Genomic DNA, 23,508 nt, shown 5'->3' on the forward strand with positions numbered 1-23,508 from the left:
GCCCCAGGTTAGGCCGGCGCTCGGTGCCGGAAGATCGCGGCGCTGCCGGATGTCAACCCCCGAGCGCGGATCAGGCGAGCGCACGCCGCAGGCGGGTGAGTGCGACCTCGCGGCGCGGGTCCGTGCGGGGTAGCAGCCGGGCCAGGCGTTCCAGCACGGTCGCGTCCTCGGACACCAGCGCGAACGCCCACAGCGCCTCGACGTCACCGTGTTCGAGCACGCCCGAGCGCAGCGCCGCGGCCAGCTCCTCCCGTTCCGCGCACACCACCGGCGCCTCGGACCGGGGGAGCAGCTCACCCCGGTACGCCGCCGCAGCCGTTCCGACGTCACCCGCGCGCAGTGCCTCACGCACCGCCAGGAAGTCACCGCGCACGTCGGCCGACAGCCGGTACGGCCTGGTCAGCAGCACCCCGCCCAACTGCGCGCGCAGCCGGTGCAGCTCGGCCCGCACGGTCGTCGGGTTGCCGCGCTCGCCGTAGAGGTGCAGCGCCAACTGCTCGGCCGTCAGCCCACGCGGGTGCAGCGCCAACGCCGTCAACAGCTCCGCGTGCCGCAACGACAGCGGCAACGCGCGTCCGTCCAGCGAGCCGGTCGAACCGGCCAGGAACCGCAGCGACAGCACGGGTCTTCGCGCGCTCCGTCGAGGCACCCGGAGCAGATACCCCTCGTCCAACGGCTCCAGGAACGCTTCACGTCCGTCGGCCAGCCGCACGTGGTCGTTCGTCACGTCCACGCGCGAGGTCAGCAGGCCGTGCGGTTCGGCGGCCAGCACCCGGCCGCTCGGGCTCAGCAACGCGCCCGGCTCGCCGCGCAGGCCGATCAGGTGCCGCATGTTCGCCGACCGCAGCCGCTCGTCCCGGGCTGCCAGCCGCACCTGCAACTGGCTCTCGGCCAACCGTGCGGCGGCCGACACCAGCGCTGTCATCACCGGGTGCGTGCTGCTCAACGGCCCGCTCACGTCCACCACACCGATCGTGCGGCCGGTGTCCGGGTCGTGCACCGGGCTCGCCGTGCACGTCCAGGCGTGATAGGTCCGCACCAGGTGCTCGGCGGAGTGCACGGTCACGGGCTGGTCCACGGCCAGCGCGGTGCCCATCCCGTTCGTGCCGATCGCCGCCTCGGTCCAGGACGCGCCTTCGCTGAGCCGAACCCGTTCGGCCCGGCCGCGCACGGAGGTCGAGCCCTCGCACCACAGCACGGTGCCGTCCGCGTCGGCGACGATCATGATGTGCTCGGCGTCGTCGGCGATGCTCACGAGCGTGTCGCGCAGCACCGGCAACGCCGCCGCGAGCGGGTGCGCGCCGCGCAGGTCGGCGACCTCGTCCGGCTCGAGCACCATGGGCGCCTCGTGCCGGTCCGGGTCGACCAGGGCGGCCAGCGACCGCCGCCACGACTCCACGATCAGCTCACGCGCACCGCGTGTCCGTCCCCCGCTCAGCACCACGTCGCGCGCGTGCGCGAGCCGTCGCGGGTCCGGTTTCATGGGCGCCTCCCGGACCAGGATGACCCGACCCGTCCGGTCGCGGCAAGCTGACCGCTCGTCTGTTCGGGTGCAACGCGACTGCAACGTGCCGACGTCCACTCTGCTCCCACGACGAACGCGACCACCCGGGAGGGGGAACATGGCGAGGTACGCGGCGCCCGGTGACAAGGGCAGCGTGGTGTCGTACCGGGACAGGTACGACCACTTCATCGGCGGGGACTACGTGCCGCCCGCGAAGGGCGGGTACTTCGCCGACCACACCCCGGTCACCGGCGAGGTGTTCACCGAGATCGCCCGCGGCACCGCCGAGGACGTCGACCGGGCGTTGGACGCGGCACACGGCGCGGCGCGCGGCTGGGAGCGCACGTCGGTCGCCGAACGCGCGACCGTGCTGAACGAGATCGCCGACCGGATCGAGGACCACCTCGAAGCCCTGGCCGTGGCCGAGACCTGGGACAACGGCACCCCCGTCGGCGAGACGCTGGCCGCCGAACTGCCGCTCGCGGTCGACCACTTCCGCTACTTCGCGGGCGTGATCCGGGCGCAGGAGGGCGCCATCACCCAACTCGGCGGCGGCCTGGTGGCCTACCGCTTCCCCGAGCCGCTGGGCGTTGTCGGCGAGGTCGTCCCGTCGCACCGGCCGCTGCTCACCGCCGCCGGTCGGCTCGCGCCCGCGTTGGCCGCCGGCAACACCGTGGTGCTCAAGCCCGCCGAGCAGACCCCGGCGTCGATCCACGTGCTCGTGGGCCTGATCGCCGACCTGCTGCCGCCCGGCGTGGTCAACATCGTGAACGGCCTCACCGGCGGGCCGGCCACCTCGGACCGGTGCCCGAACATCTTCTTCGCCGACGTGGCCGCGCGTCCCGACTCGTTCTACGCCAAGGCGTTGCGGGGCTGCACCACGTTCGCCGTCGACCGCGCGCTGGTGCAGACCCGGGTGTACGACCGGTTCCTCGCCGACGTCACGGAGGGCGTCAGGGCGGCGAAGCTGGGTCACCCGCTCGACACCGCGACCACGGTCGGCGCGCTGACCAGCCGTGACCAGCTGGACAAGGTCCTCGCGCAGATCGAGACCGGTCGACGGGACGCCCGGCTCGTCTGTGGCGGTGAACGCGCGGACCTCGGCGGAGAGCTGTCCGGCGGGTACTACGTCACGCCGACGATCTTCGAAGGCGACCACAAGACCCGGCTGCCCCACGACGACGTCCACGGGCCGGTCGTGTCGGTGACCGGGTTCGACGACTTCGACGACGCGGTGAAGGCTGCCAACGACACCACGCGCGGCGTCGGCGCGGGCGTGTGGTCCAGGGACGCCGGGGTGGCCGATCGCGCGGCACGGCACATCCACGCGCGCCGGGTCTGGGTGAACACCTTCCCGTCCGGTGTCGGCACCCGCCCCACGATCGACCACTACCAGCAGCCCAAGACCCTCCTGGTGGAGAACCCCTGGTGAGAGGGGGCGGTGCCACGCCCCCTCCCCCTCGGCACTACTTCCAGGGCACCTGCGGCGACGGGTAGTAGTTCACGTCCATCGCCCGCCACCGCTCGGCCTGCGCGGCCAACCGGACCTTGAACCGGTCCCAGTCGTGCGTCGACCACGGCGACCAGCCCAGCTCCGCGATCGCGGGCAGCCGCGGGAACGCCATGAACTCCAGGTCCGCGGAGTTCGTGATGGTCTCGCTCCACAGCGGAGCCTCGACCCCGCGCACCGCGTCCGCCGGCAGCCCTTCGATGTACGCGCCGGGGTTCCAGTCGTACGCGTCCTGCACGTCGGTGTACCCGGCCCAGCTCAACCCCAGCTTGGTGTCGGCGTCGTACTTCATGTCCAGGTACGCCTTGCTCGCCGGCGACAGCACGATCTCGCTGCCACGCGCGGCGGCCTCGACCATGTCCGGCGCGACAGTCTTCGTGCCCCAGAACTGCGGCACCGCCGACGCGGGCGGACCGGACTTGACGAACTCGTGCCAGCCGGTGGCGGTCTTGCCGTGCTTCGCCACCAGCGGCAGCACCTTGTCCATGAACAGGTCGAAGTCCGGGTCCGTGGTGGCGTGCGCCTCGTCGCCGCCGATGTGGAGGTACTCGCCCGGGGTGAGCGCGGCGACCTCGCGCAGCACGTCGTCCACGAACTTGTAGGTGATGTCCTTGTCGATGCAGAGCGAGCTGAAGCCGACCTCGATGCCGGTGTAGAGCGGCGGGGCGACGCCGTCGCAGTTCAGCTCCGGGTACGACGACAGCGCGGCGTTCGTGTGGCCCGGCATGTCGATCTCCGGGATCACCGTGATGTGCCGCGCGGCGGCGTACGCCACCAGGTCTTTGTACTGCTCCTGCGTGTAGTGGCCGCCCGTGCCGCCGCCGACCTCCGTGCTGCCGCCGTGCGCGGTGAGGTTCGGCCAGCTCTTGATCTCCAGCCGCCAGCCCTGGTCGTCGGTCAGGTGCAGGTGCAGCCGGTTCACCTTGTACAGCGCGATCTGGTCGATGTACCGCTTGACCTCGTCGACGGAGAAGAAGTGCCGGGCCACGTCGAGCATCGCGCCCCGGTGGGCGTAACGCGGGTAGTCGAGCACGTGGCCGCCGGGCGCCGTCCACGGTCCGGGCTGCTTGGTCCTCGCCTCCACCTTCGCGGGCAGGAGCTGCCGGAACGTCTGCACGCCCGCGAACAGGCCGGCGGCCGTCCGCGCCCGGATCAGCACGCCCCGCCGCGTCACGTCGAGTTGGTAGCCCTCCTCGCCGACGCGGGCGTCCGCGCCGACGAGCAGCAGCGAGATGTGCCGCCCGGACGCGCCCGGAACGACCGGCAGCCGGTAGCCCGTGGACGGCCGCAGCACGCCCGCCAGGTACTCGCCGACCTGCTTGGCCGCTGCCGAGCCGGGTTGGGTGTGGATCGTGGTGTCGGCGCTGAGCGTGAACGTCACGCCCGGCCGCGGGGTGGCTGTGACGGGGGCGGGCACGATGTGCTGCAACGGCGTCTCCGGAGCTGCGTGGGCGGGAGCCGCCGGACCCATCGCGCCGATGAACAGCAACGCGACGAGTGCCCAGCCGGTTCGCGGATGGCGGAACCCGCGCCGTCGGGCGCCTTCTGTGGGAAGCACTGACGTCCTCCTGGTCAGCGAAAATCACCGAGCGGCGGCTCGATTCACCGTTACAGCCGCACCAGGAGGTGTCAAGGTCCAGACCAATCAACTACAGCTTCGGCCGCCCCAGACCGCGCCAGACCGAGGGGAACCGCTCCTCGACGTACTGGGCCGCAGCCTTCTCCCGGCCGTGCAGCACGCCGAACGTGAAGCCGTTCTCGCCGTCGGCGTGGGCCTTCGCGCCGAGCTCCCGCAGCACCGGCCGCGCCACCACGCCGTCCTGGTGCTCGCCCAGCAGTTCCTGCACCGCCTTGAGCTTCTTGCGGTACTTCTTGGCCGGCTTGCCGAACCGCGGCTCGGACACCTCCACCGCGTACCGCAGCCGCTTGGCCGCCTTCCGCGCCTCGTGCAACCCGGCGTCGTCGTGCGCGCTTTCGGCACGTTTGGCCAGCCTGCGGTAGGTCTTGTCGATCAGCTCCGGCAGCACCTTCGCGGCGTTCTTGCGCGCCAACGGCGTGAACGGCGGGTCGGCGATCAGCGCGTCGACGGCGTCGAGCAGGGCGAAGTACCGATCGCTGTCCAACGCCGCCACCGCCGACTTGTGCGCGGCGGTCTCCAGCGGCGCGAAGTGCCGGGCGAGCTGCGCCTGGACCGGGCCGAGCACCAGCTCCGGGTCCAGCGCCGCCAGGCCGTCCTCGAACCGGGCCCGCAGCACCTCGAGATCACGGGCTTCGCCGAGGGTTCCCGCGAGCCACTTCAGCTCGTCGGTCAGTGCCCGGGTCTCCTCGCGCTCCACGATCGAGCCGAACGCCTGGAGCGCGCTGCGCATCCGTCGTGTCGCCACCCGCAGCTGGTGCACGGCGTCGTGCTCTTCCCGGCGCACGCGCGGGTCTTCGTGCTTCAACGCATCGGCCTGCGCCCGCAGGTAGCTCAGCACCACGTCACCGGCGGACTTGCCACCGGTCGGCGGCGGCGTGGTCGCGGGCATCCGGTCGGCCAGCAGCCGGGTCAGCTTCGCCGACGACGTGGACCGCTTGATCCCCGCGTCCGCCAGCCTGGCCTCCACCCGGTCGAGCATCTCGACGTCACCGCGTTCGCCCAGCTCCACCTCGATCTCACGCCACGTGTCGACCGGCGAGCCGTCCGCCAGGGACTGCCCGGACACCTCGTCCTCGACCACCTCGGTGATCAGCTGGCCTTTCTCGTCGACCAACTGCCAGCGCTGGCGCGTGGTCCGGATGCGTGCGACCGGCTCCAGCTCGTTGCCTCGGGCGTGCACCTGCACCAGTGAGCCGAGCTGCTTGGGCGGGCGCTTGGCCGCACGGCCCGGCGGCAACCGCACCTCTTCGCGGGTGTCCACGCCGACCGGCAGCTTCAGGTGCCAGCCCGCGTCGTCACCGCCGGTGCGGCGGCGCAGCGTCAACCCGGCCCGCGCCAACCTCAGGTCGGCGGTGTCGTAGTAGACCGCTTCCAGGTGTTGTTCCTCCGGCCCGGCGACCGCTGCCACACCCGGCAGATCGGCCAGGTGGGGCAGCGCGGTGCCACCAGGGGCCTCGTACTTGCGTTCCGTTTCGTTCACCGACCTCGACATGTACCAGACATACACCGTTTGGTCGCGGTTCAGGGGATATAACGCTGAGTAATCGGATGTTAACCTTGCCGGGGGTTTGTGTCGGCCCGTACGCGTGGACTTCCGACTTCGTCCCTGGACAGGGCCCTGCGGTGCGGTTGGCTGGCTGGCGTGCCCACAGAGAAGGAGCGGCTCGACGAGGTCGAGCCGACCGTCGCGGATCTCGTCGCCACCACCCAGGCGCTGACGGCCGATCTCGGCCGGGTGAGCGCCCGCCTGCTCGTCCTCGAACGCAGGCTGTCCGGCGCCGGTTCAGGGCCGGACGAAGACCTCGACTCGGTCGACGGCATCGCCGAGACGGTCGCCGCGCTGCGGGCCGCGTGGGATGCCGAACAGGAGCTGCTGGCCGATTCGGTCCGCGCCGACCTGCGCGCCGAGGTCGCCGAGTACGAGTCGTTGAAGGAGCAGCGGGACGCGGGCATGGCGAAGCTCTCGGCCGGCCGCATGCCGCGCTTCGAGCGCGACGCGTTGCAGCACGAGGTGCAGAACCTGGAGTGGCGGGTCACCGCGCAGGAGTCGGACGCGATGGCCGCCGCCCAGCGCCTGGCCGCCGACGAACTGGCCGCCGAGGAGCCGTGGCGCGCGCAGGCGGTGGTCGCGGGGGACAAGGCCCGGCAGGAGGTCTTGGACATCGCCCGCCGACGCCTCGAACGCGCCCTCGCCGCAGACACCCGACTGCCGCTGTGGTTCCGCGTCGGCCTGGGCGAGATCACCACCCCCGACCCGTCCCGCTGGGTGGAGGCCGCCGTCGCCCTGGTCGCCTACCGGCTCGAGTACGGCGTCACCGACCCGATCGCCCCGCTGGGCGAGGTCCCCTCGGCCTCCTCCGGCTTCGCCGCCTGGGTCCGCCGAGCCGAAGCCCACACCGACATCGTCGACCAGCTGGAGTCCCTACGCCCCTGACCCACCCCCGCGTGAGTCCTACGTTCAGAACGCGCGAGTCCTACGTTCAGGACCACCGTGTCCTACGTTCAGGACCCCCGAATTCAACACTCAGCACGTTTTGAGCATCGCGCCCAACGCGTCGCGCTCTGCCTCGTCCACGGTCAGCGCGTACAACGTCTTCACCGACACCACGGCCCGTGCGTACGTGCACCAGTACGCCTCCACCGGCGGCTTCCACTGCGCCGGGTCCTGATCGCCCTTGGACCGGTTGCTCTTCGCCGTCACGGCGATCAGCTGCAACCCGCCCAGGTCGTTGGCGAACTTCTCGCGCTGCTCGTCGGACCACTTGTCCGCACCCGACCGCCACGCCTCGGCCAACGCCACGGTGTGGTCGATGTCGAGATCGCCCGCGTCGGTGACCACGACCCCGTCGTACGCGCTGGTCCACGTGCCGGACGTGGCCTTGCACTGGCCGTCGGTCTGCACGTCCGCGCCCTGCCGCTGCAACACGAGCTCCCGCGTGTCACACGAGTTCCCGTGGCTGCTCCAGTGCGGGAAGCGGTCACGACTGTAGCCGGCCATCTTCCCCTCCGGCGCCACGGTCAACGCCCCCAGCTGCGCCATCGGATCGTCACCGGGCTCGGCCGGACCGGTCGGCGTGGTGTTCGGCGGCGGGGTGGTCGACTCCTGGTATTGCGTCAGGTAGTAGCCGATCGCGATCAAGAGGACCAGTACGACGACGCTGACCAAGGAGGTCGACCGCTTGCCGCTCATGCACCCATGATCAGCGATCACCGCCACGACCGGAACACCGGGGGCGAAATCTCCCGGAATATTCCCGATTCACGGTCGGCTGGTCAGGTACCCACCCATGGTCGTGAAGTACTCGGACGCCGCCAGCTCCGTGCCGTCCTCCGTGCGCACCCGCTTGACCAGCAAGGCGTGGTTGCGTCCACGACGTGCCTCCGCGCCCGCGACGATCGCGACGCCGTCACCCTCGCGGTAGAAGATCCGGCCGGGCGTGCCGCCGTAACGCTCCACGGACACGTCGGCCTCGACGATCTCCAGCCGCTTGCCCTGGTGGAAGCAGAACGCGCTCGGGTAGGGCGCGCACTGGGCGCGCACCAGCCGGTCCAACTCCTCGGCCGTCCACGTCCAGTCGATGCGCAGGTCCTCCTCGGCGCGCTTGTGGAAGAAGCTGGCCTTCGAACGGTCCTGCTTGGTGAAGTCCGTGCGGCCCTTGGCGATTTCGGCCAGCCCGTCCACGGTGATCGGCCCGAACAGTTCCAGGGTCTTGCGGAACAGGTCGGCGGTCGTGTCGCGCGGGCCCACCGGGACGGCGCGTTGCAGCACGATGTCACCGGCGTCCAGCGTCTCGTCCATCATGTGCGCGGTGACGCCGACCTCCTTCTCGTCGTTGATCAGGGCCCAGATCAGCGGCGAGAAACCCGCGTAGGTGGGGAGCAGCGAGTCGTGCACGTTCAGCGTGCCGTGCTTGGGCAGCGCGAAGATGTGCGGCGGGATCCAGGTGCGCCAGTTGGTCGCCACGATGACGTCCGGCTGGACCTCCTTGAGCCGCTGGAACAGCTCGTCGTCGTCCGGGCGGTTGCGGATGACCGTCTCGACGCCGTGCTCGGCGGCCAGGTCCGCGACCGAGTCGCTCCAGATGCGCTCGTAGGCGTGGTCGCTCTTGGGGTGCGTCACGACGAGTGCGACCTCGTGCTCGGAGTCCAGCAGCGCTTGGAGCGTCCGGTGGCCCCAGGTCTGGTAGCCGAACATGACGACCCGCATAGGAGCTCTCCTTGGATAGGCTCACCTAACTTACGGCACCCTAACCTAAATGCCGGTCGGCTAGCCTTCGCGGGTGATCCTTGACCTGAAGTTGGTGGGCGGACGGGTCGTGACGATGGACCCGGCCTGGCCGGTGGCGTCGGTGATCGGTGTCTGGGCCGGGAGGATCGTCGGGCTGGACGACGACGTGGCCCACCTGCCCGCGCGACGGGTCGTGGACGTGGACGGCGCGGTGGTGCTGCCGGGGTTCGTCGACGCGCACAACCACCTGGCGTGGGCGGGTCGGGCGGCGCGGACGGTGGACGTCTCGTCGTGCGTGTCCGTCGAGCAGGTCCTGGACGTGCTGCGCGGCGTCCACCGTTCGTCGGGCTGGGTCGAGGTGGCGGGCTACGACCACCGCGCGCTGGACCGGCCGTTGACGTCCCGCGACCTCGACCTGATCGGGCCGCGGATCTACGTGCAGGACCTGTCCGGGCACGCGTGCGTGGTGAGCGGTGACGTGCTCGCGGTTTTGCCGGGTTCGGCGTTGCGCGAGGCACAGCGGGACGCTTCCGGTGCGCTGACCGGGTTCCTGGCGGAGGGCGCGCAGACGGCCGTGCGGGCGTTGCGGCTGCCGTACTCGTTGGACGACATCGCGGCGGACATCGAAGCGGGTGCGCGGCAGTGCCTTCGGGAAGGCATCGTGCTGGCGGCCGAGGCCGGGGTCGGTGGCGGTCTGATCGCGAGCAGCCCGTTGGAGATCGAGGCCTACCAACGCGCCTCGCTGCCGATCCGGGTGCAGCTGATGGTGTCCGCGGACCGGCTGGAACCCGTGTCCGCCCACGTCTCCGACGGCATCCGCCGCGCCGTTCCGCTCGGTCTGCGCACCGGGTTGGGTGACGACTGGCTGTCCATCGGCGCGCTCAAGCTGTGGACCGACGGCGGCATGATGGCCCGGACGGCGGCGCTGACCTGGCCGTACGAGGGGATGGACACCGCCGGTCAACTCCAGGACGACCCGGAGCTGATGCACGCGGCGATCGTGGACGGGCACGCCGCCGGCTGGCAGCTCGCCGTGCACGCGATCGGGGACCGTGCGGTGGACTTCGCGTTGGACGCGTTGTCGGAAGCGCAGCACGCCGTGCCGCGGGAGGACGCGAGGCACCGGATCGAGCACTGCGGGTTGGTGCGGCCGGAGCAGCTGGACCGGATCGCCGAGCTGAACGTGATCCCGGTGATCCAGCCGACGTTCCTGTGGGCGTACGGGAACGACTACGCGGAGATCATGGGGCCCGAGCGCGCGCCGTGGATGTACCGCGGCAAGGGTTTCCTGGACCGGGGGATCGTGGTGGCGGGCAGCTCTGACCGGCCGGTGGCGGACGGGAATCCGTTGCGCGCCATCCAGTTCATGGTCGAGCGGCGGTCGAAGGAAGGGCGGCCCATCGGTCCGGACGAGGCGGTGACGGTGGAGCAGGCGATCGCCGCGTACACGATCGGCGCGGCCTACGCCTGCCGTCGAGAACACGCGCTGGGCACCATCACCCCGGGCAAGCTCGCCGACTTCGCCGTCCTCGACGCGGACCCGCTGACGTGCGACGTGTCCGATATCGGCGACATCGGGGTGCGGGCCACCGTCGTGAACGGCGTCTTCGCCCACGACCCGGCCCGCTTCGCCCCGGACTAGGGCGCCCCCGTCAGGCGCTCATCCTCCAATGCACGACGTAGCCCGCGGCCTCCGCCGCGATCAACGCGTCCAACTTCGCCAGGTTCGTCCGCCGTGACATCCGGAACGCCCTCCCGCGCCGCGCGTCCAGCACCAGCGGCTCCGCGCCGGGGAGGGTGTCGGGCACGGTCTGCTGGAGGATCCGCAGCCCCACGTTCGCCGTCTCCTGCGTCATCGGCGCCTCCTTGACGTACACCAGCACCGCCGACCGCGACCCGTCCGGCGCGAGTAACCCCAGGTGCGGCCGGACCCGCAACGTCAGGTCGCCGGCCTGCCACTTGGCCGCCGCCGTCGGCACACCCGTGGCCCGGGTCGACTGGAGCCACGGCAGGAACCCCTCCCGCAGCTCCTCGAACGCGCGGGGCTGCCCGGCCCGTGGCTGCCGGTGCGCCCCGTCCACGGCCTTCTCCAGCTCGTCCGCCGGATCGGGCGAGTTCGCCGCCCGCCGCATCGCGTCCCGCATCGGGTTGTAGAACCCCGCCACCCACTGCTCCGACGACAGGTAGATGCGGCGCTGCTCGGACACGATGTTGATCCGGCCACGCTGGCCGCTCATGACGTACTCGGTGAAGGACAGGGCGGTGACGCTGATCGGCTCCACGACAAGCTCCCCTCGCACACGTCGAACTATTGTTCGATTCTACCGGCGGGGTACGACAATCCGCGGGCTGCGAACGGGCTACTCGCGGACCTTCTTCAGCAGTGGTCCGAGCTCGGGGTCGGCCTCGACCGTGTCGAAGATCGTGGCCAGCGTGCGCTCGTAGAACGGCAGCGCGGTGGCGTACACCTCGCGTCCTGCCGTCGTGACGCAGCTGAACACGCCCCGCCGATCGGTCTCGCACGTCACGCGCGAGGTCAGGCCGGACTGCTCCAAACGGGCGACCAGTCGGCTCACCGAACTCTGGTTCAGCCCGACGACCTCGGTCAGCTCCTGCATCCGCAACTCGCCGTCCGGCGCCTCGGCCAACGCGCACAGCGCCGTGAACTCGGACATCCCGAAGTGGAACTGCCGTTGCAGCGCGCGCTCCAGGTCGGCGTTGATCCGGTTGTGCAGTGTCCGGAGGCCGGACCACGTCTCACGTACGGACAACTCGACCCCCTGGAGTGCAGGTATGTCTCTGCATCTTAGTCCTGCGGCGCACCGTCGACCCCGAGCCAGATCGTTCGCACCTTCGAGTGATCGAGCCCCGTCGGCCATCGCGGGTGTTGTAGTTTTGTGACCTGGCAGGTGCGGCTGCCACCGAGGCTCCTCCTGACCCGGATGGAGTGGGTGCCTCCAGAGCGCGTCGGATCGACGTGCCCGTATTCCGCCGGTTTTCCGAGGTTCGGCACGGCGAACCCGGTGGCGTCGACCGGGCGGCGGCCACGGAGGTCCCTCGTGTCGACACCCTCTCCCCACCTGGTCAAACGCTGCTGGTGCACCGGCGAGACACCGAACATGGTGCGCAGATCTGGTTCGTTCCGGTCCGGTTCGCCGTTGCCGGGAGCCCGCACGTCCGGGCAACGCCGGTTCGAGGCGGCGTTCCTCGCCGCGGCCTACCGGACGATGGCGGGCATGCGCCGGCGTGGTTGTGCGCTGCGTCCGACGTCCGTGGTGACGCGGGTGCGGTTGGATTCGCCGTCGCTCGCCCTCCAAGTGCACGAAGTGGCGCTGGACCACGTGCTGGCCGACGTGCTGCCGGTCGTCGTGGGCGGTCGGCTCCGGGGCGTGCCGGGCTTGCGCGTCCACCCTGGGCGGGACCACCTGGATCTGCGTTCGCCCGACGGGGAGTTGCGTCTGCTCGGCGTGACGCGGGAACGGTGGCGGCAGGCCGTGGCGGCCGGTCTGCCGATCGGCCTGGCGATGAGCGACACCCTCGATCCGCTGGAGTCGGAGTTGTCGCCGGCGCTGCCGGTGGATCTGATGAGCGGCGTGCTGCGCAGGCTGCCGCTGTGGCGCGGGGCCGCGTGGCTGGACGGAATCGTCGTCGACGACGCGGTGGAGCTGTACTGGCGGGGTGGGCCGTCGAGCGAGTCGGTGGCCGCCATCCTGGCCGGTTCGTCTTGTGGCATCCCGAGTTCGACGGCCGTCCCGTACAGCTTCCGGAACGCGGTGCGCGGCGTGGCCCTGCACGCCGCCTCCCCGCACGCCATGACCACGTCGGCGGAACCGGAGTGGGCGTGGGCCGAATGGCTCGCCGGCACCGCGCCCGGCCCGGCCGTGGACGAGCGGGCGGTTCGGCCGACGCGGATCCGGGCGGACGTGCCGGATCTGTGGGAGCAGCACGAGATGCGTGCGGCGTTGGCGTTGCGCGACATCAGCGCCGTCTACCTGCTCCTGCTGCACCACGGCGTGCCGCCCGCCCGCATCGCCGCCCTGACCGGCCAACAGGAGAAAGACGTCGACCGCGTGCTGGCGGGTGGCAAGGTCGAGTCGTACGACACCCTGACCGACATCGCGAAGGGCCTCGGTGTGCCGTTGGGCTACATGGGCCTGGCGCACGACGAGCAGGTGGAGTCCGACGTCCCGTGCGGTTGCGCGGAGTTGGACGAACGCACGAAACGGGACCGGTTCCTGGCGCACGCCGCCCTGGTCACCATCGGATCGACCGTCACGAACTGGGGCTGCCGCGCCCCGAGCTGCCGTTCAGCCCGCCCGGTGTAGCTCTCGCACCACGAATGGCTCCACGCGAGGCTCCACGAACGGGTGCCGAATCGTCGTCCCTTGCGACCCCTGACCTGTCACTACAGGTCAGGGGCACGCCTATCGAGTGCCCCCGGCAGGATTCGAACCTGCGACCTCGGGATTAGAAGTCCCTCGCTCTCTCCACTGAGCTACGGAGGCTGGAGGGGCTGTTGACCACGCGCTGTAGCAGCGTAGCCGCCCCACCGGACACATCGTCCGGAAGACTCGGTGCGTTTCCGTCGAGGCACCAGAAGGGTGATCAAGATGCCTAAAAAGTGATGTGGATCACTTCGGAGGGGCTGTCGAGTCGCGGGAAACCAGTGAGACCGCCAGTCTTGTCGGCTCTCCTGGTCTGCCGCCGTCGAGCAGGCGCAGCGCGAGTTCACCGGCGTGGCGCCCCTTCTCGGCGAGGGGTTGACGCACAGTAGTCAACGGTGGGTCTGCGTGTTCGGCAGCGGGCACGTCGTCGAAGCCGGCCACCGAAACGTCGGCCGGCACCCGCAGCCCCAAGTCCCGAACGGCCTGCAACGCGCCGAACGCCAACTCGTCCGAAGCGCACAGCAACGCCGTCGGTCGCGGCGACGCGGAGAGCAGGGCCCGTGCCCCCGCACGACCCAGCTCACGGCTGCTCCCCGCGCACTCCCACACGGGCGTGTCCGCCCCCGTCACGTCCAGGTAGCCGTGCAACCGGTCCCGCGTCACCCGGAACGACGTCGACGCCTGCCGCACGTGCGACACCGGCCCGTTGTGCCCGTCGGCGTGCAGCGCGAACGTCATCACCCCGAACCGCCGGTGCCCCAGCTCCCACAACGCCGACGCCGCCAGCCGCGCCCCGCCGAAGTCGTCCACCTCGACCAGTGCCGTATCCGGCAGCACGGGCTGGTCGATCACCACCATCGGCAGTCCACGCGCCCGTACGGCCGCCAACGCGGGCGCGTCGTCCGGCAGCGAGTACGCCACCACGACGTCCGCCTGCGCCCGCGCCACCGTCTCCGGGCGCGGTCCGCCCTTGTCCCGCCCGGGCATCAACACCAGGCAGTGGTCGTGAACGTCCACGGTCGACGCCAACCCGTCCAACACGATCGACAGCGCGGCGTCGGCGAAGGCGGCCGACAGCCCTTGCCCGAGCATGAACCCCACGGCCGCGCTGTGCCGGGTGGCCAGGCTGCGCGCCACCGGATCGGGTCCTGCGTACCCGAGGGACGCCGCGGTCGCCATGATCCGTTCGCGCAATGCGGCGGACAGCTGGTCCGGCCGGTTGTAGGCGTTGGACACCGTGGCGCGCGACACACCGACCGCGCCGGCCACCGTGTCGAGCGTCGGCTTGCGAGGGCGGTCCACGTGATGAGCGTAACCAGGTAATCGGTTGGACGTTCTGAAGCGCTCTAGTCACACTCGGACCCATGCCCACGCCTCGCCTCGCCGTCTTCGCGGTCTTCCTGTTCAACGGGGTGCTCTTCTTGTCGTGGGCGGCGCGCATGCCCGCTGTGTCGGCACAGGTCGGCGCCACCGAGGCCACCCTCGGCCTGGCCCTGCTCGGCGCGAGCATCGGCCTGGCGCTGTCCGCTCCGATCGCGGCCCGGATGTGCGCGAAGGTGGGCGCCCGCAAGCTGATCATCGTGGGCGTGGTGGTCACCACCCTGGTCGTGCCGGGCCTCACCCTCGCGGAATCGCCGCTGCAACTCGGCCTGATCCTGTTCGTGCTCGGCTCGGCCAGCGCGTCGATGGACGTGGGCATGAACGTCGCCGCGGTCGCCGTCACGCGGAGCCTGGAACGGCCGCTGATGCCCCAGTTCCACGCGGGCTTCAGCGTGGGCGGACTGGTCGGCTCGCTGGGCGCGGCGGCGGCGGCGAGCGCGGGCTGGAGCCTGACCCGTCACCTGGTGACCGTCGCCGTCATCGGCGCGGTCGCGATGGCATGGGTGATCAGGGCGATCCCGGGCGTGCGGGGCGAGACCTCCGACACCCCGACGAACGACCGTCCGGTGCTCAAGCGGCCGCTGTTGTGGCTGCTCGCGGTGATCACGTTCTTCTCCGCGATCGCGGAGGGCGCGACGTCCGACTGGTCGGCGCTGTTCTTCGTCAGCGAACGGGGTCTGAGCGAGGCCGCCGCCGCGTCGGCGTACGCCGGGTTCTCCATCGCGATGGCCGCCGCCCGCATGTTCGGCGAGCCCGTGCAACGCCGCCTCGGCCCGTACCGGCTGCTCGCGACGGGCGCGGTGGTGGCCGCGGCGGGGTTGGCGCTGGCCGTCCTGTTCGACGTGCCGGCCCTCGGTTTCGTCGGGTTCGCGTTCGTCGGCCTGGGCCTGGCCTTCGCGTTCCCGGTGATCATGGACCTGGCTGGTGACGCGGGCAAGCGAGCCGACGGCACCGGCGGCGAACGCGAGATCGGCCTGGTGACGACGGTCGCCTACACAGGTTTCCTGATCGGCCCGCCGTTGGTCGGCGGCATCGCGCACGCCAGCAGCCTCTCGGTCTCGCTCGGCGTCGTGGCGTGCGTGATCGCCCTGATGGTGCCCGCCGTGCTGCTGGCGCGACGTTCCCGCGCCCGCGAGATCAAGCAGCAGGAAGTCGGCTCAGCGCGGCCTTGAGCAGCGGCTGCATCGCGGCCACCATCCGCTCGGGGACGCCACCGGGCTGGGCCATCGCCACCAGGACGCTGCGGTTGGCGTTCACCGCCAGGGTCGCGGTGCACGCCATCTCGCTGCCGCTCTGCTCGCACAGCACCCACGTGGAGTGCCCCTCCACGACCACCTCGTGGCCCTTCTCCTGCCGCGTCCGGACCTGCTCGTACTTCTGGTAGAGCGCGGCGATCACGGTCCGACCCTTGGCGGAGCCGTCGTCCAGCACGTACTGGCACGACTCCTGGATCACGTCGTCCTTGCGCGCGGGCTCTTTCTTGTACGGCCCGATCGCTTTCAGGTCGTCCGCGGTGAGCAGCCCGCACGGCTCGACGCCCGCGACCGTGCGCGCCTTGGCGATCTTCGGCGCGTCCGACGGCGCGTCCTGGGTCGGGCTGGACGTCGTCGGCGTGACCCCGGCCTGGGGCAGCGCGTCACCGTTGACGGAGTAGCTGCACCCCGCCGACAGGAGCAGGGCCAAGGCCGTCACGAGCGCCGTGCGAGAGCTGGTCACGTCCGGCAACGGTAGTAGGTGCGATCTGTGCACGTCCGGCGGTTGGTGACAGCACAGCGCTGCCGCCTACGCTCGTGGCGTGCCCACTGAAGCGCCAACCCGAACCCAGCGCACCGGCCTGATCCCGCTGCTGATCGTCGGCTCGACGGTCGCCGCACTGGTCGCGGTGGGGCTGCTCACGATCACCGGCGCGGACCGCCCGGCGCTGATCGTGGTCCGCGTGCTGACCGAGTCCGCGGCCGTGGTGACCATCGGCTCGCTGCTGCTGGCGGCGTTCCTGGTCCCGCCTCAAGAGAGCGGCACGCTGGCGGCGCACGGCTACGCGGCCCTGCGCACGGCGGGGTTCGCGGCGTTGGTGTGGACGCTGGGCGCGGTGCTCTCGGTGCCGTTCACGGTCGCGGAGGCGCTGGGCCAGCCGGTGACGGCGCTGCTGTACGTCAAGACGGACGAGGGTACCCAGCTGGACCTGTCGGTGCTGGTCCAGGTCGTGGGGCTGGTGGAACAGGCCAAGGCGTGGATGATCACGGCCGTCGTGGTGGCGCTGCTGGCGTTGGGCTGCCGGCTGGTGCTGTCGTGGGGCTGGACCGCGGTGCTGTTCTTCGTGTCGGTGTTCGCGCTGGTACCGGTGGCCGTGACGGGGCACTCGTCCGGCGGCGGCTCGCACGACGTGGCCACGGACAGCCTGCTGTACCACCTGATCGCGGCGGCGTTGTGGGTCGGCGGTCTGATCGCGCTGCTCGCGCACGGCCGGCGTGGCGGTGACCACCTGGCGTTGGCGACGACGCGGTTCTCCAAGATCGCGTTGGTCTGCTGGGTCGTGATGGCAGCCTCGGGCGTGGTCAACGCGTGGGTTCGGCTGCCGTTGGACCAGCTCCTGAGCAGCGACTACGGCCTGCTGGTGCTCGGCAAGACGATCGCGTTGGTCGTCTTGGGTGTCGCGGGGTACTTCCAGCGCGAGCGGAGCGTGAAGCAGGTCGTCGCGACGGGCTCGGGGCGTTCGCTGCTCAAGCTCGCGGGCGTTGAGGTGCTGCTGATGTTCGTCACGATCGGCCTGGCCGCGGCGCTGAGCCGCACGCCTCCGCCGGTCGAGGGACGGGTGCTGCCGAGCACGGTGGAGCTGCGCATCGGCTACGACCTGCCCGGTGCGCCGACGTTGGCCAGGCTGCTGTTCGAGTGGCGGTTCAGCCTGGTCTTCGGCACGGTCTTCCTCGCTTTGGCCGCGCTGTACGCGGTGGGCGTGTGGCGGCTGCGCAAGCGTGGTGACGCGTGGCCGGTGGGCCGCACGATCGCGTGGATCTCGGGCTGCCTGACCGTGGTGTTCGCCACGTCGTCCGGTGTCGGCCGCTACGCGCCCGCGATGTTCAGCGTGCACATGGAAGCGCACATGCTGCTGTCCATGCTGGCGCCGGTCCTGCTGGTGCTGGGCGGTCCGGTGACGTTGGCGATGCGTGCGTTGCCCACGGCGGGCAAGGGCAATCCGCCGGGGCCGCGCGAGTGGGTGCTGGCGCTCGTGCACTCGCGGGTGGCGAGGGCGCTGACGAACCCGTTGATCGCGCTGGCGCTGTTCGTGGGCTCGTTCTACGGCCTGTACTTCTCCGGCTTGTTCGACGCGGCGCTGGACTACCACTGGGCGCACTTGGTGATGAACGCCCACTTCATCCTGGTCGGCTACACGTTCTACTGGCCGGTGATCGGGATCGACCCGTCGCCGAACCGGCTGCCGCCGCTGGGACGGCTGGGCCTGCTGTTCGCCTCGATCCCGTTCCACGCGTTCTTCGGCATCGTGCTGATGAGCTCCCAGACCGTGATCGGCGACAACTTCTACCGGTCGCTCGGCCTGCCGTGGGTGACGTCGCAGCTGGAGGACCAGCGGCTCGGCGGCGGCATCGCGTGGGCGGCGGGGGAGGTGCCGCTGATCGTGGTGATGGTGGCGCTGTTGGTGCAATGGGCCAGGTCGGACAGCCGCGAAGCCCGCCGGTCGGACCGGCGGGCTGACGCGGACGGTGACGCGGACCTCGTCGCGTACAACGCGATGCTGCGCAAGATGTCCGGTAAAGACTGATCTCTCTAGAGCGGGCGGCGGAAGCCCTTCACGGCCATGACCCAGCCTGCGGCGGCCAGCACGGCGCTGGTCACGAGCGCGCCCACCACACCGCTGACGGGCTGGTCGAGCGCCAGCGAGCGCGCCGCGTCCACCGCGAACGTCAACGGGTTGACGTTCGCGACCGCCTGGAGCCAGCCGGGCAGGCCGCTGACCGGCACGTACGCGCTGGACGCGAACATCAGCGGGAACATGGCCAGGAAGCCCACGGTCTGCATCAGCTCGGCGTTGCGCAGCCAGGCGGCGATGGCGAGGAAGATCCAGCCCAGACCCCAACCGACGGCCAGCGCCAGCGCGAGTGCCGCTGCGATGCCGACGACCCCGCCCGCGGGGGAGAAGCCGAACACCACGACGGCGAACACCAGCATCAGCAGCAGCTGCGAGGCCGTGCGGACCAGGTCGGACAGGCTGCGGGCGACCAGCACCGAGCCCGAACGGATCGGCAGCGAGCGGAACCGGGCCAGGACGCCGTTCTTCATGTCCGTGACCAGGCCGACGCCCGCCTGGAGCGCGGACTGCATGGCCGTGTTGACCAGGATCGCGGGCATCAGGAAGTCGATGTAGGCGACGCCCTGCGGGAAGCCGGGCGTGTTGGCGATGCTGGCGAAGATCTGGCTGAACAGGGTGAGCATGATCAGCGGTTGGAGGATGCTGAACACGATCATCCGCGGGTCGCTGACCAGCGTGCGGAGCGACCGTTGGGTCAGCACGAGCACCTGGGTGCCGAAGCCTGTGCCGCGCCAGCGGGTCTGCGGCGGGGCGGCAGCGGTGGTGGTGGTCATTCGGGGCTCCTGTTCAGGCCGCGTGCTGCGCGAGGGTGAGGTACACGTCGTCCAGGGTCGGTTCGCCCAGGGCCAGTTCGGTGGCCTCCAGGCCGACCTCGTCCAGGGCGCGGACCACGGTGGCGATCTCGCGGGACGACGTGACCGGCGCGGTCAGCGTGTTCTGCGCGCTCACGGGCTGGAGACCGGCCCGTTCGAGGGCTCCGGAGGCCTTGGGGACGTCCGAGGCGTCGGCCAGGGTGACGGTGACCGTGCGCTGGCCGACCTGGGCCTTCAGCTCGGCGCTGGTGCCCGCGGCGACGACCTTGCCCTTCGAGAGCACGGTGATCGAGTCGGCGAGGCGGTCGGCCTCGTCCAGGTACTGGGTGGTGAGCAGGACCGTGGTGCCGTCGGTGACCAGGCCTTCCACGATCTCCCACAGGCCGAGCCGGCCGGCCGGGTCGAGGCCCGTGGTCGGCTCGTCCAGGAAGATCACCTCGGGGTGGCCGACGAGGCTCGCGGCCAGGTCGAGGCGTCGCCGCATGCCGCCCGAGTAGCTGCGGGACTGCTTCTTCGCGGCGTCCGCCAGCCCGAACAGCTCCAGCAGCTCGTGGCCCCTGGCCCTGGCCTCACGCGGGCTCGCGCCGAGCAGCCGGGCGATCAGGATCAGGTTGTCCAGGCCGGACAGCTGCTCGTCCACGGAGGCGAACTGGCCGGTCAGGCCGATCCGGCTGCGCACCTCGTGCCCCCGGGAAACGACGTCGAACCCGGCCACCCTGGCACTGCCCGAGTCCGGCGGCAGCGTCGTGGTGAGCACGTTGACCAGCGTCGTCTTGCCCGCCCCGTTGTGGCCGAGCAGGCCGAGCACGGTGCCCCTCGGCACGGCGATGCTGACCCCGTCGAGCGCCTTCTCCTCGCCGAACGCCTTGCCGACGTCGGTCGCTTCGATCATCAGGTCGGTCACTTCATCCCCCTCGTTCACGTCATCCCCTCAGTCACTTCTTCACGCCGTGCAGGAACAGCTCCACGAGCAGGTCGGCGTCGGCGGTCGAGTCGCCGAAGCCCTTGCCCTGCATCCGGTTGGTGAACACGAGCCCGAGCAGCAGGCGTGCGGCCAGGGACGGGTCGACGCGCAGGTCGTCGTCCGGCCCGAACAGCGACGCGACCTGCTCGGCGATCTGTTGCATCTCCGCCGGCGGGCCCTTGTGCTTGCGGTCGGCGTCCGGGTCGTAGCCCGAGTCGCGGAGCACGCTCATCAGCTTCCAGAGCCGGTCGAGGTAGCTGGAGACGGCGCTGATGGCCCAGGAGAGGCGTTCGGCGAGGGCGCCCGCCTGCCTCGCCTGGTCGATCAGTGCCAGCTCGGAGTCGATCGCCAGGACCGTCCGCACGCAGGTGTGGATCAGTTCCTGCTTGTCCTTGAACGCCCGGAAGACGGTGCCCTCCGCGATGCCGGCCGCCTTGGCGATCTGGCTGGTCGTGACGTTGGCGCCGTGCTCGAAGAGCAGTGGGACGGTGGCGGTGACGATCGCCTCGCGGCGGTCCTCGGGGCTCATCGCGGGCGCGCGCCGACGGCGTTGGGTGCTGTCCTCGGGCATGTGCCCATCTTATGAGTGAGTCCTCACTCATGTCAACGAGTGAGCGCTCACTCATTCAATTATGCATGCCCCAAGCAGTTGTCCACAGATCCCGAACCGCCCCTGTCCCAGCACCCCGACCCCCGGCAACCTGGTCCCAAGCGATCGACAACAGGAGGCGGAAATGGCCTACAACGAGTCCAGGGTCACCATCTGCGGGAACGTGGCCAGCGCGGTCACCCACACCAAGGTCGGCACCGGTTTCAGCCGGGCGAAGTTCCGGCTGTTCACCGCCGAGCGGGTGTGGGATGCGGAGGACCGCAGCTGGAGCGACGGCGCGAAGATGTTCCTGACGGTCACCTGCTGGCGGATGCTCGCGGACAACGCGCACGCGTCGTTGAACAGGGGTGACCCGGTGGTGATCACCGGTCGGCTGGCGATCAAGGACGTGGAGCACGACGGGAAGGTCAGCCAGCTCGTGGAGGTCGAGGCCACCGCGATCGGGCCCAACCTGGCCTTGTGCACCGCGACACCCCTGCGGACCAGGCTCGCGCCTGACGCCATCGAGGCCCGTGCGGCGCCCGAGATCGTCGCGCCCCGGAAAGAGGACGAGTTGCCGCTGATCCTCACGGTCGGGTCGGAGGCGCCGAAGGAGGTGGCCGAAGTGCCGTTCTGAGCCGATCGGGCTACAAGGGGTTCCGTTCACCCGATCGGGGCGGAGAATGCGCGGGCAGTCGTCGCTGTTGCGAGCGTGGAGGAGGGAGGTCGTCGGGTCGGCGCCAGGGCCGGATCCGCACGCAGGCATCGGGGTTCGACAGTGCACCGAGTTCGCGCATCCGGTCGGACGCGCTGGTCGTAGGGGTCGCGCAAGGCGTGCCGTCCGACCATCCGACGGCCGGGGTTGCCCACGTTCGCGTTAACTCTGCGCTGCGCCCACGTCCGTTGCCGGCGTCCGAGGTTCGGGCCCGATCGGCACCGCTCTACGATCGCGGGCATGGCCGAGTACGTCTACACCATGAAGAAGGTGCGCAAGGCGCACGGGGACAAAGTCATCCTGGATGACGTCACCATCATGTTCCTCCCCGGTGCGAAGATCGGCGTTGTCGGTCCCAACGGGGCCGGCAAGTCGAGCGTGCTGAAGATCATGGCCGGCCTGGACACACCGGGCAACGGCGAGGCCTTCCTCGCGCCGGGCTACACGGTCGGCCTGCTGCAACAGGAGCCGCCTCTCAACGAGGAGAAGACCGTCCTGGGCAACGTCCAGGAAGGCCTCGGCGAGATCAAGGTGAAGCTCGACCGCTACAACGAGATCGCCGAGAAGATGGCCGTCGACTACTCCGACGAGCTGATGGAGGAGATGGGCCAGCTCCAGGAGGACTTGGACCACGCGAACGCGTGGGACCTCGACTCCCAGCTCGACCAGGCGATGGACGCCCTCCGCTGCCCGCCGCCGGACGCCGACGTCAAGACGCTCTCCGGTGGCGAGCGCCGCCGGGTCGCCCTCTGCAAGCTGCTGCTGAGCAAGCCGGACCTGCTGCTGCTCGACGAGCCCACCAACCACCTGGACGCCGAGAGCGTGCTGTGGCTGGAGCAGCACCTGTCGCAGTACGCGGGCGCCGTCCTCGCCGTCACACACGACCGGTACTTCCTGGACAACCTCGCCGAGTGGATCCTCGAACTCGACCGCGGTCGGGCTCACCCGTACGAGGGCAACTACTCCACCTACCTGGAGAAGAAGGCCGAGCGGCTGGCGGTCACGGGCAAGAAGGACCAGAAGCTCCAGAAGCGGCTCCGGGACGAGCTGGACTGGGTCCGGTCGGGCGCCAAGGCCCGCCAGGCCAAGTCCAAGGCCCGCCTCGGCCGCTACGAGGAGATGGCCGCGGAGGCGGAGAAGACCCGCAAGCTCGACTTCGAGGAGATCCAGATCCCGCCGGGCCCGCGTCTGGGCAGCGTCGTGGTCGAGGCGGACAAACTGAAGAAGGGCTTCGGCGACCGGGTGCTGATCGACGGCCTGTCGTTCAGCCTCCCGCGCAACGGCATCGTCGGCGTCATCGGTCCGAACGGCGTGGGCAAGACGACGCTGTTCAAGACCATCGTGGGTCTGGAGGAGCCCGACTCGGGCGACGTCAAGATCGGCGAGACGGTCAAGCTGTCCTACGTCGACCAGAACCGCGGCGGGATCGACCCGAAGAAGAACGTGTGGGAGGTCGTCTCCGACGGCCTGGACTACATCCACGTCGGCAACGTCGAGATGCCGTCGCGGGCGTACGTCAGCGCGTTCGGCTTCAAGGGTCCGGACCAGCAGAAGCCGGCGGGCGTGCTCTCCGGTGGTGAGCGCAACCGGCTCAACCTGGCGCTGACCCTCAAGGAGGGCGGCAACCTGATCCTGCTGGACGAGCCGACGAACGACCTGGACGTCGAGACACTCGGTTCGCTGGAGAACGCGTTGGAGCAGTTCCCCGGCTGCGCCGTGGTCATCTCGCACGACCGGTGGTTCCTCGACCGGGTCGCCACGCACATCCTGGCGTGGGAGGGCACGGACGAGAACCCGTCGAAGTGGTACTGGTTCGAGGGCAACTTCGAGGGCTACGAGAAGAACAAGATCGAACGACTCGGTGCGGAGGCTGCGAGGCCGCACCGCGTCACCTACCGCAAGCTCACACGGGACTGAGAGCCGGGAACCTGCATCGTGGCGGCGAGGGGCGAGGCG

Annotated in this window: 20 protein-coding genes and 1 tRNA gene; 8 read left to right on the forward strand and 13 right to left on the reverse strand. The window is 70.5% G+C overall.

What is annotated here, in order from left to right:
• Nucleotides 1–70: 70 nt before the first annotated feature.
• Entirely contained in the window at nt 71–1,483 is a 1,413-nt protein-coding gene (locus F4560_RS39195; protein ID WP_184928086.1) for a GAF domain-containing protein, read from the reverse strand.
• Nucleotides 1,484–1,622: 139 nt separating this feature from the next.
• Between F4560_RS39195 and F4560_RS39200 the strand changes: the two genes are divergently transcribed.
• Entirely contained in the window at nt 1,623–2,936 is a 1,314-nt protein-coding gene (locus tag F4560_RS39200) for an aldehyde dehydrogenase family protein (protein WP_184928087.1), read from the forward strand.
• Nucleotides 2,937–2,970: 34 nt separating this feature from the next.
• Here F4560_RS39200 and F4560_RS39205 read toward each other — a convergent pair whose 3' ends face one another.
• Together F4560_RS39205 and F4560_RS39210 are read right to left on the reverse strand one after the other, a co-directional pair.
• Complete coding sequence (locus tag F4560_RS39205; RefSeq protein WP_184929662.1) at nt 2,971–4,485, reverse strand: beta-N-acetylhexosaminidase; 1,515 nt, start codon at nt 4,483–4,485, stop codon at nt 2,971–2,973.
• Between the two features lie 178 nt (nt 4,486–4,663).
• Nucleotides 4,664–6,133, reverse strand: coding sequence for a CYTH and CHAD domain-containing protein (locus tag F4560_RS39210; protein WP_312869746.1), 1,470 nt, complete (start codon nt 6,131–6,133; stop codon nt 4,664–4,666).
• A 162-nt stretch (nt 6,134–6,295) separates the two neighbouring features.
• Between F4560_RS39210 and F4560_RS39215 the strand changes: the two genes are divergently transcribed.
• Complete coding sequence (locus tag F4560_RS39215; protein ID WP_184928089.1) at nt 6,296–7,087, forward strand: hypothetical protein; 792 nt, start codon at nt 6,296–6,298, stop codon at nt 7,085–7,087.
• A gap of 90 nt (nt 7,088–7,177) precedes the next feature.
• Here the strand turns inward: F4560_RS39215 and F4560_RS39220 are convergent, their stop codons facing one another.
• Nucleotides 7,178–7,843 carry an HNH endonuclease family protein gene (locus tag F4560_RS39220; protein ID WP_184928090.1) on the reverse strand — a complete coding sequence of 222 codons (666 nt, stop codon included), beginning with the start codon at nt 7,841–7,843 and terminating at the stop codon, nt 7,178–7,180.
• A gap of 69 nt (nt 7,844–7,912) precedes the next feature.
• Nucleotides 7,913–8,860, reverse strand: a complete 948-nt coding sequence (locus F4560_RS39225; protein ID WP_184928091.1) for a methionyl-tRNA formyltransferase — start codon at nt 8,858–8,860, stop codon at nt 7,913–7,915.
• A 73-nt stretch (nt 8,861–8,933) separates the two neighbouring features.
• Between F4560_RS39225 and F4560_RS39230 the strand changes: the two genes are divergently transcribed.
• The gene (locus F4560_RS39230) at nt 8,934–10,523 is read left to right on the forward strand and encodes an amidohydrolase (protein WP_312869747.1); all 1,590 of its coding nucleotides are present in this window, start codon (nt 8,934–8,936) and stop codon (nt 10,521–10,523) included.
• Nucleotides 10,524–10,533: 10 nt separating this feature from the next.
• On the opposite strand, the gene F4560_RS39235 is transcribed toward F4560_RS39230, so the two are convergent.
• Complete coding sequence (locus F4560_RS39235; protein ID WP_312869748.1) at nt 10,534–11,163, reverse strand: hypothetical protein; 630 nt, start codon at nt 11,161–11,163, stop codon at nt 10,534–10,536.
• Nucleotides 11,164–11,241: 78 nt separating this feature from the next.
• Nucleotides 11,242–11,652, reverse strand: a complete 411-nt coding sequence (locus F4560_RS39240; protein ID WP_246477941.1) for a MarR family winged helix-turn-helix transcriptional regulator — start codon at nt 11,650–11,652, stop codon at nt 11,242–11,244.
• A gap of 348 nt (nt 11,653–12,000) precedes the next feature.
• Here F4560_RS39240 and F4560_RS39245 point away from each other — a divergent pair, with 348 nt between their 5' ends.
• A complete protein-coding gene (locus F4560_RS39245) occupies nt 12,001–13,206 on the forward strand; it encodes a hypothetical protein (protein ID WP_184928093.1) in 1,206 nt (401 codons plus the stop codon).
• Nucleotides 13,207–13,313: 107 nt separating this feature from the next.
• Here the strand turns inward: F4560_RS39245 and F4560_RS39250 are convergent.
• A tRNA-Arg gene (locus tag F4560_RS39250) sits at nt 13,314–13,386 on the reverse strand.
• Nucleotides 13,387–13,512: 126 nt separating this feature from the next.
• Complete coding sequence (locus F4560_RS39255) at nt 13,513–14,568, reverse strand: LacI family DNA-binding transcriptional regulator (protein ID WP_184928094.1); 1,056 nt, start codon at nt 14,566–14,568, stop codon at nt 13,513–13,515.
• 62 nt (nt 14,569–14,630) lie between these two features.
• Between F4560_RS39255 and F4560_RS39260 the strand changes: the two genes are divergently transcribed.
• A complete protein-coding gene (locus tag F4560_RS39260) occupies nt 14,631–15,818 on the forward strand; it encodes an MFS transporter (protein ID WP_184928095.1) in 1,188 nt (395 codons plus the stop codon).
• Here the strand turns inward: F4560_RS39260 and F4560_RS39265 are convergent.
• Nucleotides 15,784–16,362: a DUF3558 family protein gene (locus F4560_RS39265; protein ID WP_184928096.1), complete on the reverse strand. Its 579-nt coding sequence runs from the start codon at nt 16,360–16,362 to the stop codon at nt 15,784–15,786. The genes F4560_RS39260 and F4560_RS39265 overlap by 35 nt on opposite strands.
• 79 nt (nt 16,363–16,441) lie before the next feature.
• Here F4560_RS39265 and F4560_RS39270 point away from each other — a divergent pair, with 79 nt between their 5' ends.
• A complete protein-coding gene (locus F4560_RS39270) occupies nt 16,442–18,424 on the forward strand; it encodes a bifunctional copper resistance protein CopD/cytochrome c oxidase assembly protein (protein ID WP_184928097.1) in 1,983 nt (660 codons plus the stop codon).
• Nucleotides 18,425–18,429: 5 nt separating this feature from the next.
• On the opposite strand, the gene F4560_RS39275 is transcribed toward F4560_RS39270, so the two are convergent.
• The 3 genes from F4560_RS39275 to F4560_RS39285 are packed head-to-tail and all read right to left on the reverse strand — an operon-like array spanning nt 18,430 to nt 20,819.
• Nucleotides 18,430–19,245, reverse strand: a complete 816-nt coding sequence (locus F4560_RS39275; RefSeq protein WP_184928098.1) for an ABC transporter permease — start codon at nt 19,243–19,245, stop codon at nt 18,430–18,432.
• A gap of 13 nt (nt 19,246–19,258) precedes the next feature.
• On the reverse strand, nt 19,259–20,188 hold the full coding sequence (locus F4560_RS39280; protein WP_312869892.1) for an ATP-binding cassette domain-containing protein: 930 nt from the start codon (nt 20,186–20,188) through the stop codon (nt 19,259–19,261).
• A gap of 31 nt (nt 20,189–20,219) precedes the next feature.
• Entirely contained in the window at nt 20,220–20,819 is a 600-nt protein-coding gene (locus F4560_RS39285) for a TetR/AcrR family transcriptional regulator (protein ID WP_184928099.1), read from the reverse strand.
• A gap of 163 nt (nt 20,820–20,982) precedes the next feature.
• On the opposite strand from F4560_RS39285, the gene F4560_RS39290 reads away from it, so the two are divergent.
• Both F4560_RS39290 and ettA read left to right on the forward strand, forming a co-directional pair.
• A complete protein-coding gene (locus F4560_RS39290) occupies nt 20,983–21,474 on the forward strand; it encodes a single-stranded DNA-binding protein (RefSeq protein ID WP_184928100.1) in 492 nt (163 codons plus the stop codon).
• Nucleotides 21,475–21,792: 318 nt separating this feature from the next.
• Nucleotides 21,793–23,469 carry an energy-dependent translational throttle protein EttA gene (ettA, locus tag F4560_RS39295; protein WP_184928101.1) on the forward strand — a complete coding sequence of 559 codons (1,677 nt, stop codon included), beginning with the start codon at nt 21,793–21,795 and terminating at the stop codon, nt 23,467–23,469.
• The last annotated feature ends 39 nt before the right edge of the window (nt 23,470–23,508 follow it).

This window comes from Saccharothrix ecbatanensis, from assembly GCF_014205015.1.
In the GTDB taxonomy this organism is placed as follows: Bacteria; Actinomycetota; Actinomycetes; order Mycobacteriales; family Pseudonocardiaceae; genus Actinosynnema; species Actinosynnema ecbatanense.